Genomic DNA, 13,156 nt, shown 5'->3' with positions numbered 1-13,156 from the left:
TGTCATCGGCGCGACTGTCGGCTAGCGGTGCCTCGCCACCTCTGCCGGAGTGAACATCCTTGCGCCGCCTCCAGTCGCTGTTCCTGACGCTGATCCTCGCTCTCGTCATGGCGGCGCCGCTGGTGCTGCGCGCCGAGACGATCACGGTGGAGGAGACCCAGAAGGTCGCCGAGGCCCGCCGCATCATCGCCGAGGTCGAGCGCGATCAGGAGGCGCAGGCGGAGAATTTCGCCGGCCTGCTCGACCTGCGCGAGAAGATCGAACCGGTCCGCGACACGCTGCGCGATATCGTCGGCGCCCTGCAGCAGCGCCTGACGGCCGAAAACGCCCAGCTCAGCGAGCTCGGACCGGCCCCCGCCGCGGGCGCGCCGGCCGAGGCGGCCGACGTCGCCGCATCCCGGCGGCAGAAGCAGGAGACGGTGGGCGAGATCGAGCGCCACCTTCGGGCGACGCGGGCCCTGCTCGTCCAGGCCGAGCAGATCTGGGGCGAGATCAACGAGGCGCGGCGCGAGCTCTTCACCTCGCGCATCTTCGCGCACCAGAACTCCATCCTCTATCCGCGATTCTGGCGCCAGCTCGTCGAGATCAGCCTGCCCAACCTCAGGGCGCGGCTCGGCTTCAAGGCGGAGGAACTCTCCCGCGGCATGGCGCGGGGCGACGCCTGGCCGGTCATCGGCGGCCTTGCCGGTCTTTCGCTGCTGGCGGCGGCGCTGCTGACCTGGGCAAGGCGGCGCTTCGAGCGGTTCAGGGCCCGCGCCATCGCCGCCGGCGAGGAGGCTCCCAGCAAGGCGCGCGTCGTCGCACTCGCCTATCTCGTCATGGCCATGCGGGCCCTGCCCTACCTGGCGGTGAGCCTCCTCATCTGGATCGCCGTCGCGCGGTTCGACGTCGGACCGGAGGACATCCAGAACTTCCTCCTGGGGCTCTCGGGGGCGGTTCTGGTCTACGGCCTGGCGACGGGAGCGACGCACGCCGTCTTCTCGCCGCGGCACGCCGCCTACCGCGTGCTGAAGACCGACGACGGGACGGCCGGCCGCGCGGTGCTGTTCCTGGACGTGGTGCTCGCCACCTATCTCGTCGGGCTGGTGATGCTGGGCATCGTGCAGCTTGCGGAGACGCACCTCTCCGTCACCGTGGCGGTGACCGCGCTGGTCTCGCTCTGGGTGACGGTGACGGGCGCCGCGCTGCTCCTGCGCTACAAGCCGCGCTTCGCCGACCCGCCGGTCTCCGGTCTCATCTCCCTGCCGCTGCACCTGATGCGGCCGATCTTCTGGGTCCTGGCGCTCGTCATCATCGGTTCGCTGCTGATGGGCTTCATCGCCCTGTCCGGCTTCGTCGTCGGCAGGACGCTGGCCACCGCCATCATCCTCTGCCTCGCCGTGATGATCTACGTCGCGATCGACACGGTGTTCTACGAGGCGGTGGCGCCGGGCGCCAAGGCCAACGCCACGCTCTCCTCGGCCTTCGGCGTGCGGCCGGCGACCATCGATCTCGCCGGCACCATCATCGGCGGCATGATGCGCGTGGCGACGGTGCTCTTCACCGTCCTCGTGCTGTTCAGCCCCTGGGGCCTCGAGTTCGGCAATCTCAACCCGTTCGAGGACGTGTTCTTCGGCGTGCGCTTCGGTGAGGTGCGCGGCTGGCTCGGCGCAGCGGGCATCGCCGTCATCTTGTTCAGCGCCGGGCTGATGGTGACGCGGCTCTTCGTCTCCTGGCTCGACGGCCAGCTCCTGCCGCGCACCGGCCTCAACGACGGCGTGCGGCATTCGGTGACGACGGTGGCGGGCTATGCCGGTTTCATCATCGCCATGACCGCGGCGCTGGCGGTGGCGGGCGTGCAGCTGCAGAACGTGGCGCTCGTCGCCGGCGCCCTGTCGGTCGGCATCGGCTTCGGCCTGCAGCAGGTGGTGCAGAACTTCGTCGCCGGGCTCATCGTGCTCGCCGAGCGCCCGATCCGGGTCGGCGACACGATCGTGGTGAAGGGCGAGGAGGGCAAGGTCACCAAGATCAGCGTGCGCGCCACCGAGCTGACGCTGGGCGAGAACTCGACGGTCATCGTGCCGAACTCGGACATCGTGTCGTCGATCGTGAAGAATCGCTCGCTGGTCGATTCGACCCACCGGGCGACGGTGCGCCTGTCGGTCGCACGCGACAGCGACCTCGACAGCGTCTTCGACATCCTTCGCCGGGCGGGCGAGGAGCACGCCAACGTGCTGAAGACCTCGGCGCCCTCGGTGTCCATCGTGCGCGTCAGCGAGGTCGGCATCGACTTCGACCTGTCGGTGCTCTGCGACCGCGTCGCGAATCTCGACAGGGTCCGGTCCGATCTCTACCGCGCCATCCTCACCGCCTTCCGGGCGGCGGGAATCGGTCTGGCGGAGGCGCGGACCATCGTCATTCCGTCCGGCCCCTCGGCCTGAGCAGCGGGCGGCGGACGGCGAGCCGCGGGAGCGACGACGTTTCGGGTTTCGGATGAAACGCCGCCGGGTGGGATGGTGGGGGAAGTAGGACTCGAACCTACGAAGGCGTAGCCAGCGGATTTACAGTCCGCCCCCTTTGCCGCTCGGGACATTCCCCCGTCCCAGTCCCGTGCGGCCGTGGCCGCAGGGCGTGGCGGGCTTGATAGGGACGCCCCCCCTCCCTGTCAACCGGCAAAGCTTCAACATGGTGCGCCCCATTGCGAAGGCGCGCGTCGCGTGGGATGAGGACCCATGACCACATCGCCTCCCAAGGGCCCGAAAAAGCCCTTCCGCCCCTTCTCCAAACCCGGCAAGCCGTTCAAGGGCCGCGGCGGACGCGTCTTGCGCGAGCCCGCCCCGGAATTCGCGACGGGAACGGTGCTGCTCTATGGCTGGCACACCGTGTCGGAGGCCCTGCGCAACAAGGACCGGCGCATCCGCCTGCTTCTCGCCACCGAGAACGGCGCCAAGCGGCTGGACGAGGAGGGCATCGCCCACGAGGCCACCATCGTGCCGGTGCGCGACATCGACCGCCGCCTCGCGGCGACGCCCGACGCGGTGCACCAGGGCCTCTTCGCCGAGGCCGACGCCCTCGATCCGCCCCATCTCGACACCATGCCGGCGGAGGGCGTGCTGCTGCTGCTCGACCAGATCACCGACCCGCACAATGTCGGCGCCATCGTGCGCTCTGCGGCGGCTTTCGGGGTGAAGGCGATCGTCACCACCAACCGGCATTCACCGGAGGCGACCGGCGTGCTCGCCAAGAGCGCCTCGGGCGGCCTCGAGCACGTGCCCTTCGTCACCGTGCAGAACCTGTCGCGCGCCATGACGGAGCTCAAGGACCGCGGCTTCCAGGTGATCGGCCTCGACAGCGAGGGCGAGGCGGACCTCGACGCGGTCAAGCTGCGGGAACCGGTGGCGCTGGTGCTCGGCGCGGAGGGCAAGGGCCTGCGCCAGCTGACCCGCGACACCTGCGATACGCTGGCGCGCATCGACATGCCCGGCGTGATCAAGAGCCTCAACGTCTCCAACGCCGCCGCGTTGGCGCTCTATGCCGTGACGACGCGGCTCGGCCTGCGCCGCTGATCAGTCGCGGCGCGGCGGACGCTGGCGGGGCTGCTGCAGCGGCGACCCGTCGAGGGTGATGACCCGCGCCGCGGATCCCCTGGGATAGTAGGGCTGGCGCGGGGCCATGGCAGGCCGCGCGGGCGATCCCGTCACCGGATAGGCGGCCGAGCCCGGCCCGACCGGCCGCAGCGGCATCACATGCGGCGGGTGGGTGTAGATCGGCGGCTGGTAGATCGGGAGCGCCTGCCGATAGTCGACGACCGGCGGCCGCTCGCGCCAGACACCGGCGCGGGTCCGGCGCACGGGGCAGCCGGCGCAATGGTAGACATGGCGGGTGACGATCTCGCCGCCCCTGCCCCGCTCGTCGATAATGGCGATGCTGCGGGTCTGCGCGGCCGCGGCGCCCGTCAGGGCGATGATAACCGGCAGCGCCAGCAGAGCCGGCATGGATGACCAACCACGCATGGCGGACCTTTCGCGTCGCAGTACCTGCCCCATGAACAGACTAGCGTTTCGGACGCGGCTCCGGAAGCAGCCGCGGCCCGTCACCTGCCGGCGTGGTGAATGCAGCAACGCTCAGCCGGACACGATCAGGCCGGCGAGCAGCGCCCCCGTGAGGAGCACGGCGGCGATGGTCGCGGCCATGTGGGCGAAGCGATAGAAGGCCTCGACCCGGGCGCCGGAAATGGCCGTCTGGGCGAAGCCGGGGCTCGGCCGGTGGGCGTCCTCGAGCAGCAGCCAGACCTCCGTGGACCGGAAGGGCATGCGCGGGGCGCGCCAGGCCTTGAGGATGAGGATGGCGGCGGCGAGCAGAAACGAAACGCCGCCGATCTTCAGCGCGAGCGCCGGCTCGGAGGCGAACCCGATCATGCCGGTGACGATAGCGAGGACCGCGAAGCCGCACCCGCGGGAGGTCGATACAAAGGCGGCACGCCTGATCTCTGGCGACATGGGCAACCACGACGAACGTGACGAATGTCGGACGCTATCATGCAGGGCGCGGCATGTGACCGCACCCTTCGGCGGCTCACGCGCTGTTGAACGGCCTCGCTCAAATGACCCCGAAGAGCCGGCCGAAGGCGGGCAGCGCGAGAGCGCCGATGCATGCGAGCCAGATGGCAAGAGACGTCGGATCGCTCTCCTTGCGGCCGGTCGCACGCTCGAAGATGGCGGCGGGAATGCCGGCGAGAAGCACTGAGCCCACCGCCAGGAGAAGCGAGGACAGGTAGAACTGGACCACCGGCGAGGTGATGAACAGCGTCGCCAGGATCGGCCGGAGCAGCACGAAGGCGCCGTCGTAAAGCGGCGAGAAGTGCATGCCGTTGACGAGGCCGAGGGTGGCGATGCCGAGCAGGTAGCCGTCCTGCTTCAGGGCTCTTTCACGATCGTCCATGTCAGGCTCCCACTTTCGGCAGGAAACCGAACATGGCGGCGATCAGCAGCCAGAGCATGCGGAGGATCACCAGCCAGAAGATGGCGGCGATCATGACGAGGCCGTTCGGGACGATGGCGGGCGTGATGGTCCTGACGGCGCCGAGCACGGGATCGGTGATTTGGGCGAAGACCCGCCAGATGACCTTGTCGCTGTCGGGCTTGAACAGCAGCGACAGGATGTAGCGCCCGATGAGCGTGTAGAGCATCGCTGCGAGCAGGAGATTGGGCCCGTGGTAGAGCCAGTCTGCGCCGGTGAGGTTCATGGTCACTCTGACCTAGCGCGAAGCAGCGCCCGGGACAAGAACGGGCGGGGGAGTTGAATCCCCCGCCCGATGGTCTCGTATCGAATGGAACACCCAGATCAGGCGGTCTTCTCTTCCATGATGGTGCCGCCCTTCGGTCGACGGCAGGCGTCGATGAAGTCCTGCATTTCCTTCGACGGAGCGGGGGTCAGCAGCGACACCACATACATCACCAGGAACCCGACGGGCAGGCCGAACAGGGCGGCGGAGATGTTGTTGATGTTGAACCAGCCGACCTTCGAGGCGAGCGGGTGCGAGGCGACGACCCAGCCGTCCATGGCGTTCGGAGCCGCCATGGCCGCGGTGAGATCGACGACCGGCGCCCAGGTGATCGGGTTGAGCAGCGCCGACATGCCCAGGTACTTCACACCGAAGCCCGGGAAGTAGCGCGTCACGACCAGATACATCATGCAGACGCCGAAGCCGGCGAGCATGCCCCAGAAGGCGCCCTGCTTGGTCGTCCGCTTCCACCACACGCCGAGGACGAGTGCGGGGAAGAGGCCGGCCGCCGCGATCGAGAAGGCCCAGGCCACCATCGAGAGGATGTCGGCGGGTCTCTGCGACGCGGTCCAGGCTGCCGCGACGGCGACGATCACCAGGAAGATGCGCGAGACGATGAGACGACGCTGGGTCGGCGCATTCGGGTCGATCATCTTGTAGTAGATGTCGTGCGACAGGGCGTTGGCGATGGCCAGCAGGAGACCGTCGGCGGTCGACAGCGCGGCGGCGAGGCCACCGGCGGCGACGAGGCCGGCGATCACATAGGGCAGACCGGCGATCTCGGGCGTCGACAGCACCACCACGTCGGTGTTGATGCCGAAGTCCTGCCAGCGGAGGATGCCGGCATGGCCGGCGACCGCACTGCAGGCCTCACGGATGGCCTCGGCCGAAGCCGCCGCCTTGCCGCAGACCGTGACCAGGCCGAGCGAGCCCCAGTTGTAGACCCACTGCGGCATGTCCGCGATGTTCTTGCCGATCAGGGTCGAATAGACCTCGAGCTTGGAGAACGCCGCATAGGCCGGAGCGGTGAAGTAGAGCAGGAAGATGAAGAGCAGCGACCAGGCCACCGAGATGCGGGCTTCCTTGACGCTGGGCGTCGTGAAATAGCGCATCAGGACGTGCGGCAGTGAGGCCGTGCCGACCATCAGGCAGAGGATCAGCGCGAAGTAGTTCGCCGGCGAGTAGCTGGTGAACGGCGCGACGTGCTGCTTCATGCCCGCGGGAGCAAGCCCCTGCTGGATGAAGCTCTGCTCGAGCGAGGAGATCTGCGAGATCGCCTGGCCGTAGGTGAGCTGCGGCACCGGGATGCCGAACTTCTTCGCGGACAGGATGATGACCGGGATGAGGTAGGCGACGATCAGCACGATGTACTGGGCAACCTGGGTCCAGGTCACCGCGCGCATGCCGCCGAGCATCGAGCAGACGAGAATGCCGAGCAGGCCGACATAGACCGCCACGACGAAGTCCATGCCCAGGAAGCGCTGGGCGATGATGCCCGTCGCGAAGATCTGCGCCACCACGTAGGTGAAGGAGCAGGCCATGAGCACGATGACACCCATCATGCGGGCAGCGTTGCCCTCATAGCGGGCGGCCAGGAAGTCGGGCACCGTGTAGGCACCGAACTTGCGCAGGAACGGCGCGACGAGGATGGCCACCAGCACGTAGCCGCCGGTCCAGCCGAGCACGAAGGCGAGACCATCGTAGCCGAGCAGGAAGAGCGAGCCGGCCATGCCGACGAAGGAGGCGCCCGACATCCAGTCGGCGCCCGTCGCCATGCCGTTGTAGAAGGCCGGCACGCGCCGCCCCGCCACATAGTATTCCGACACCTGCATGGTGCGCGAAATGATGCCGATGAACGCGTAGACCAGGATCGTGAAGCCCACGAACATGTAGCCGAGCACCCGGTTGGGGACGCCCAGCTGCTCGAGGATGGCGATCAGCACGATGAAGGCGGCGAAGCCTCCGGTGTAGATGCCGTAGACCTTGCCGAGATTGTTGAGAAAGTCGCCACTGCCGGCGGATTCTTGCGTTGCCATGTCCGCCCCCTCTTATTCTTCCGAAACGCCTTCTTCGACATCGATCTTGTCCTGGGCCCTTGCGAACCAGAACAGCATGATGACGAAGGCGATGAGAGACCCCTGAGCGGCCATGTAGAAGCCGAGCGGGAACCCGAGGATGACGATCTTGTTCAGCGGAACCACGAACATGTGGACGGCGAAGCTGAAGAAGAACCATAGACCCAACATGATATACATGAGGGTACTGGTCTTGGCCCAATAGGAATCGTGTTTTTCAGGCATCCAATTATCCTCCCTGATCTTTGCGACGCCTCTTGTGGGCGCTTGGGGCGGGAACCACCCAGCGGGCCCGTTTAGAATCCGGGCTGAAACATGACCGTATTTAGGCATACGCAGTTGGTCTCTTAAACTTTTGTCTAACCATGTGGCGGCCGGCCCGGATGGCCCGGTTCGAGGCCACAAGTGCGCTCTTTTGCCGCTGCAAACGGGATTTCGCTTCCCGGTCGGATGTCACCGACCAAAGTCTCATCGACCATTGTCCAAGCGACAGGACGCCGCACAGTCCGTAGCCAATCCGGCAAGGGATGCACCTGCATGGTGCCGACCGAACGACAATAACAATGGAATAGAGCGCCTCCTGCCGAAGGAGGCACTCCCACCCCGGAAGGAAAACGCCATGACTATGGCCACAGCCGCCGTGCCGGCGGGCGCATCCGTGCGCCCGATGACGAAGGAAGAGCGCAAGGTCATTCTCGCCTCTTCGCTCGGTACCGTTTTCGAATGGTACGATTTCTATCTCTACGGCTCTCTCGCCGTGATGATCGGCGCCCAGTTCTTCGCGCCCTTCGACGCCAATACCCGCGCCATCTTCGCCCTGCTGGCCTTCGCCGCGGGCTTCCTGGTGCGCCCGTTCGGCGCCCTGGTGTTCGGCCGGCTCGGCGACATCGTCGGCCGCAAGTACACCTTCCTCGTCACCATCCTGATCATGGGCATCTCGACCTTCCTGGTCGGCCTGCTGCCCTCCTACGCCACGATCGGCTGGGCCGCCCCCGTCATCCTGATCATCCTGCGCATGCTGCAGGGCCTCGCCCTCGGCGGCGAATATGGCGGTGCGGCGGTCTATGTGGCCGAGCACGCGCCGGTCGGCCGGCGCGGCTTCTACACCTCCTGGATCCAGACGACGGCGACCGTCGGCCTGCTGCTCTCCCTCGTCGTCATCCTCACCATCCGCATGTATCTGGGTGAAGAGGCCTTCGCCGCCTGGGGTTGGCGCATTCCCTTCCTGCTCTCGGTCTTCCTGCTCGGCGTGTCCGTCTGGATCCGTCTGCAGATGAACGAGAGCCCGGCCTTCCAGAAGATGAAGGAAGAGGGCACCGGCTCGAAGGCGCCGCTGTCGGAAGCCTTCGGCCAGTGGAAGAACGCCAAGATCGCCCTGCTCGCCCTGTTCGGCCTCACCGCCGGCCAGGCCGTGGTCTGGTACACCGGCCAGTTCTACGCCCTGTTCTTCCTGCAGAGCATCCTGAAGGTCGACCTGTTCACCGCCAACGTACTGATCGCCTGGTCGCTCATCCTCGGCACCGGCTTCTTCATCGTCTTCGGTGCGCTGTCCGACAAGATCGGCCGCAAGCCGATCATCCTGGCCGGCTGCCTCATCGCGGCGGCGACCTTCTTCCCGCTGTTCGGAGCGCTCACCAAGGCCGCCAATCCGGCCCTGCACCGCGCCCACGAGCAGGTGAAGGTGGTCCTCACCGCCGATCCCGCCGGTTGCGGCAACGTGTTCAACCCGGTCGGCACCCGCGTCTTCACCGCACCCTGCGACGTCTCGCGCGTCGCCCTCGCCAACCAGGCGATCAAGTACGAGACGGCGAAAGGCCCGGCGGGTTCCGGCGCCTCGGTGACGGTCAACGGCACGGCGATCCCGATCGACGCCGCCTTCGCCCGCAACCTCGCCACCGCCACCGTGGCCGCAGGCTATCCGGCGGCCGGCAACGCCGAGATCATCAAGGTCAACGGCTTCTTCGCCGCCCTCGGCAGCGCAACCTCGCTCTGGATCATCGGCATCCTGACGATCCTCGTCATCTACGTGACGATGGTCTACGGCCCGATCGCCGCCGCGCTGGTGGAACTCTTCCCCACCCGCATCCGCTACACCGCCATGTCGCTGCCCTATCACATCGGCAACGGCTGGTTCGGCGGCCTGCTGCCGGCGACCTCCTTCGCGATGGTGGCCGCCACTGGCGACATCTACTACGGCCTCTGGTACCCGATCGTGATCGCGCTCATGACCTTCGTCATCGGCCTGCTCTTCGTCCCGGAGACCAAGGATCGCGACATCTTCACCTACGACAACAAGTAGGACGCAACGTCCCATCCCGATTGCAGGGCGGCGCCGGAGACATCTCCGGCGCCGTTCCCGTTTCAGGGCCCCCTTTGATCGCCCATGGCCCCTCCCGCCGTCAGGCGGATTGCCAGCACCTCCGCCACGCCGCGATACTGGCGCTGAAGAGCCGCAACGGCCGCCGCACCCCGGAGGAGCCTCCATGCAGACCCACTCCCTCGACGATCTCGCCCGGATGGTGCCGAACGGCGCCAAGCTCGCCCTGCCCGTCGACTATGCCGGCGTCTCCATGGCGATGACCCGGCCGCTCATTGCCCGCGGCCTGACCGGCCTGCACGTGGTCTGCCTGCCAACGGGCGGCATGCAGCCGGACATGCTGATCGGGGCGGGCTGCGTCGCCACCATCGAGACCAGCGCCATGACGCTTGGCGAGGCGGGCGGCGCGCCCTGCTTCTCCCGCGCCGTGCGCGAGGGGTCGGTCAAGGTGATGGACGCCACCTGCCCCGCGGTCCACGCAGGCTTCCTCGCCGCCCAGAAAGGCGTGCCCTTCGCGACGCTGCGCGGCATGATCGGCACCGACCTCCTCGCCAACCGGCCGGACTGGAAGGTGATCCAGAACCCCTTCGCCGAGGAGCCGGACCCGATCGTCGCCATTCCCGCGATCCGGCCGGACGTGACCATCTTCCACTGCCCCATGGCCGACCGGGACGGCAACGTGTGGATCGGCCGGCGGCGGGAACTCGCCAGCCTCGCCTATGCCTCCGAGCGGACCCTCGTCACCGTCGAGCGCATCGTCGAGACGAGCCTGCTCGCCGACGAGGTGATGGCGGCCGGCGTCCTGCCCGCCCTCTACGTGGAGGCGGTGGCGGTGGCGCCGCAGGGAGCCGCCCCCATCGGCCTCTGGGGCGAATATCCCGCCGACATGGCGGAGGTCACGCGCTATGCCCGCGAGGCGCGCACGGTGGAAGGCTTCCGCGCCTTCCTCGACGGCGCCGACCGGGCGCTCGAGGCGGTGTCGTGAGCGCCGTGCTGCCGCGCGAGCGGCTGATCGTCTCCATCGCCAGGCTGCTGGAAGGCGTGCGCCACGTGGCGGTGGGGGCCTCCTCGCCCATTCCGGCGGCCGGGGCGATGCTGCTGCGGGCGCTGGCCGAGCGAGACGGCAAGCCCCGCGTGCGTATCTCCATCCTCGGCTCGCGCGAGCACAACTTCTTCACCAACGGCTCGGCGGAGCTGTTCGACTGCGCGGGACAGGGCCGGATCGACGCTTTCTTCCTGGGCGGCGGCCAGATCGACGGCGAGGCCAACATCAACCTCGTCGGCACGGGCGACTATCCGCAGACGCCGGTGCGCTGGCCCGGCTCGTTCGGCTCGTCCTATCTCTATTTCGTCGTGCCGCGCGTCATCCTGTTCCGCGAGGAGCATACGCCGCGGGTCTTCGTCGAGAAGGTCGACTTCATCTCGGCGCCCGGCACCAGCCCCGAGGGCGTTCACCGCTCCGGCGGACCCCACGCCCTGCTGACCAGCCTCGGCCTCTTCTCCTTCGACAAGGCGGCCAAGCGCTTCCGGCTGGAGAGCGTCCATCCCGGCCACACGCTGTCGGAGATCAGGGTGGCGACGGGCTTTGCCTTCGACCATGACGCCGAGGTGGCGGAGACGGCCGGGCCGGACGCCGCCACGCTCGCCCTGCTGCGCGGCCGGGTGCTGACGGAGCTCGGCGAGACCTACCCGGAGTTTGCCCGGCAGATGAACGCCGACGTCGCAGGCCTCGACATGAGGCGGGCGGGCTGAGGGTCAGCCCTCCGCCTGGACGGCACCGCTCGCAACGAGGCCGTCGATCTCGGCCTTCGCCAGTCCCGCCTCGGCGAGAAGCTCGCGGCTGTGCTCGCCGAGCCGCGGCGCCGGCCGGTGAGGCTCAGCCTGGGTCCTCGACCAGCGGCTCGCCGGCTGGATCTTGCGGATCGCGCCTTCGCTCGGATGCTCGACCACCGGCATGAAGCCGACGGCCTTCAGGTGCGGGTCCTGCATGATCGATTCGAAGTCGTGCAGCGGAACGAAGGGGATGTCGGCCTTCTCCAGCAGTTCCATCCACTCGGCGGTCGTGCGCCCCGCAAAGGCGGCGGAAACCTCGGCATAGAGCGCGTCGATGTGCTCGGTGCGCGTCTTGATGGAGGCGAGGCGCGGATCGGCGTCATAGGCCTCGGCCCGGTCCGTCGCCGCGTAGAAGCTCCGCCACTGCTTGTCGTTGTAGACGAGAGCGCAGATGTAGCCGTCTTTCGTGCGGTAGGGCCGGCGCTCGGGCGACAGCAGGCGCTGATAGCCTCCCCCTCCCAGCGGCGGGTCGAAGGTCAGGCCGCCGAGATGGTCGGCGAGCGTCAGGCTCACCATGGTCTCGAACATGGGCACGTCGACCCGCTGGCCCTCGCCTGTCTTCTCGCGGTGATAGAGCGCCGCATTGATGGCGCCGACCGCAGCCAGGCCGACGATGCGGTCGGCGATGGCGGCAGGCACGTAGCGCGGCGTTCCGTCGCCGGCGCGGGCGATGAGGAAGGGCAGCAGCGCGGCGCCCTGGATCAGGTCGTCATAGGCGGGCCGCGCGGCATAGGGCCCGTCCTGGCCATAGCCGAACATGCCGGCATAGATGATGTCGGGCCTGACGGCGCGGACGTCCTCATAGCCGAGGCCGAGCCGGGACATGGCCTGGGGACGGATGTTGTAGGCGAGGATGTCGGCGCTCTCACAGAGCTTCAGGAGGGCGCGCCTGCCGCCCTCGCTCTTCAGGTCGATGACGATGGAACGCTTGGAGCCGTTGGCGTTGAGGAACAGCGCGCCCATCCCGTGGTGGCGGGCGGGGCCGATGTAGCGGACCGGGTCGCCGCCGGGCGCCTCGACCTTGATGACGTCGGCGCCCATCTCGGCGAGCACCTGCGTCGCCGAGGGGCCCATCATGACGGTGGTGAGGTCGAGGATGCGGACGCCCGCCAGCGGTCCCACGGTGCGGTTCCCCGCTCAGCTCTTCGGCGAGTAGTCGCGGCCCTTCACGAGGCGCGTCGGGCTGTAGGTCATCACCGTCTCGCCACGCTGGTTGACGACGCGGTTGATGGTCTTGACGATGCCGCGGCCGGGCTTGCGGGTGGCGCGGGACTCGACCACCTCGCATTCGACGTGGATCGTATCGCCGGCGAAGGTCGGGCCCTCGACGTTGAGCTCCATGCCGAGGAAGGACAGGCCGACGCCCTGCACCACCGTCTGCATCAGCAGGCCCTCGGCGAAGGAATAGACGAGGGCACCCGGGCTCAGGCGCTTGCCGGCGAAGAGCGATTCCTCCTCGAGATATTCGAGATTGGTGAAGAGCACCTCGACCATGCCGGTGACGCCGACAAAGAGCGTGATGTCGGCTTCGGTGATCGTGCGCCCGATGGTGCGGAACTTCATTCCGACCGGGGTGTCCTCCCAACGCAGGCCGAGGCCCACCGTCTGCATCGTCTCCGCCATGGTCATCTCCCGTTCTTTCTCAAAGCTTGGTTCGGTGCTAGTTCA

Annotated in this window: 13 protein-coding genes and 1 tRNA gene; 5 read left to right on the top strand and 9 right to left on the bottom strand. The window is 67.9% G+C overall.

Going from position 1 to position 13,156, the window contains the following annotated elements; genetic code table 11:
- Positions 1-59: 59 nt before the first annotated feature.
- Positions 60-2,420 carry a DUF3772 domain-containing protein gene (locus ACT6XY_RS08970; RefSeq protein ID WP_444747989.1) on the top strand — a complete coding sequence of 787 codons (2,361 nt, stop codon included), beginning with the start codon at positions 60-62 and terminating at the stop codon, positions 2,418-2,420.
- 73 nt (positions 2,421-2,493) lie between these two features.
- Here ACT6XY_RS08970 and ACT6XY_RS08965 read toward each other — a convergent pair.
- Positions 2,494-2,578, bottom strand: a tRNA-Tyr gene (locus tag ACT6XY_RS08965).
- A gap of 133 nt (positions 2,579-2,711) precedes the next feature.
- Between ACT6XY_RS08965 and rlmB the strand changes: the two genes are divergently transcribed.
- Positions 2,712-3,545 carry a 23S rRNA (guanosine(2251)-2'-O)-methyltransferase RlmB gene (rlmB, locus tag ACT6XY_RS08960; RefSeq protein WP_444747988.1) on the top strand — a complete coding sequence of 278 codons (834 nt, stop codon included), beginning with the start codon at positions 2,712-2,714 and terminating at the stop codon, positions 3,543-3,545.
- Here rlmB and ACT6XY_RS08955 read toward each other — a convergent pair whose 3' ends face one another.
- The 6 genes from ACT6XY_RS08955 to ACT6XY_RS08930 form a co-directional block, all read right to left on the bottom strand.
- Positions 3,546-3,992, bottom strand: coding sequence for a hypothetical protein (locus tag ACT6XY_RS08955; RefSeq protein ID WP_444747987.1), 447 nt, complete (start codon positions 3,990-3,992; stop codon positions 3,546-3,548). It abuts the gene before it with no gap.
- Positions 3,993-4,103: 111 nt separating this feature from the next.
- Positions 4,104-4,478, bottom strand: coding sequence for a hypothetical protein (locus ACT6XY_RS08950; protein WP_444747986.1), 375 nt, complete (start codon positions 4,476-4,478; stop codon positions 4,104-4,106).
- Positions 4,479-4,578: 100 nt separating this feature from the next.
- A complete protein-coding gene (locus ACT6XY_RS08945) occupies positions 4,579-4,920 on the bottom strand; it encodes a hypothetical protein (protein WP_444747985.1) in 342 nt (113 codons plus the stop codon).
- A gap of 1 nt (position 4,921) precedes the next feature.
- Complete coding sequence (locus ACT6XY_RS08940; protein ID WP_444747984.1) at positions 4,922-5,224, bottom strand: YggT family protein; 303 nt, start codon at positions 5,222-5,224, stop codon at positions 4,922-4,924.
- Between the two features lie 98 nt (positions 5,225-5,322).
- The gene (locus tag ACT6XY_RS08935) at positions 5,323-7,299 is read right to left on the bottom strand and encodes a sodium:solute symporter family protein (RefSeq protein ID WP_444747983.1); all 1,977 of its coding nucleotides are present in this window, start codon (positions 7,297-7,299) and stop codon (positions 5,323-5,325) included.
- 12 nt (positions 7,300-7,311) lie between these two features.
- Positions 7,312-7,563, bottom strand: a complete 252-nt coding sequence (locus ACT6XY_RS08930) for a DUF4212 domain-containing protein (protein WP_444747982.1) — start codon at positions 7,561-7,563, stop codon at positions 7,312-7,314.
- 394 nt (positions 7,564-7,957) lie between these two features.
- On the opposite strand from ACT6XY_RS08930, the gene ACT6XY_RS08925 reads away from it, so the two are divergent.
- From ACT6XY_RS08925 to ACT6XY_RS08915, 3 genes are all read left to right on the top strand, one after another.
- Positions 7,958-9,637 carry an MFS transporter gene (locus tag ACT6XY_RS08925; RefSeq protein WP_444747981.1) on the top strand — a complete coding sequence of 560 codons (1,680 nt, stop codon included), beginning with the start codon at positions 7,958-7,960 and terminating at the stop codon, positions 9,635-9,637.
- Between the two features lie 184 nt (positions 9,638-9,821).
- Entirely contained in the window at positions 9,822-10,640 is an 819-nt protein-coding gene (locus ACT6XY_RS08920) for a CoA transferase subunit A (protein WP_444747980.1), read from the top strand.
- On the top strand, positions 10,637-11,407 hold the full coding sequence (locus ACT6XY_RS08915) for a CoA-transferase (protein ID WP_444747979.1): 771 nt from the start codon (positions 10,637-10,639) through the stop codon (positions 11,405-11,407). Before ACT6XY_RS08920 ends, ACT6XY_RS08915 begins: the two co-directional genes overlap by 4 nt.
- Positions 11,408-11,410: 3 nt before the next feature.
- Here the strand turns inward: ACT6XY_RS08915 and ACT6XY_RS08910 are convergent, their stop codons facing one another.
- Together ACT6XY_RS08910 and ACT6XY_RS08905 are read right to left on the bottom strand one after the other, a co-directional pair.
- The gene (locus ACT6XY_RS08910) at positions 11,411-12,610 is read right to left on the bottom strand and encodes a CaiB/BaiF CoA transferase family protein (RefSeq protein WP_444747978.1); all 1,200 of its coding nucleotides are present in this window, start codon (positions 12,608-12,610) and stop codon (positions 11,411-11,413) included.
- Between the two features lie 15 nt (positions 12,611-12,625).
- Complete coding sequence (locus tag ACT6XY_RS08905) at positions 12,626-13,111, bottom strand: MaoC/PaaZ C-terminal domain-containing protein (RefSeq protein ID WP_444747977.1); 486 nt, start codon at positions 13,109-13,111, stop codon at positions 12,626-12,628.
- Positions 13,112-13,156 lie beyond the last annotated feature (45 nt).

This window comes from Phreatobacter sp. (assembly GCF_052440005.1).
GTDB lineage: Bacteria > Pseudomonadota > Alphaproteobacteria > Rhizobiales > Phreatobacteraceae > Phreatobacter.
This window is presented reverse-complemented; position numbering and strand designations above follow the sequence as displayed.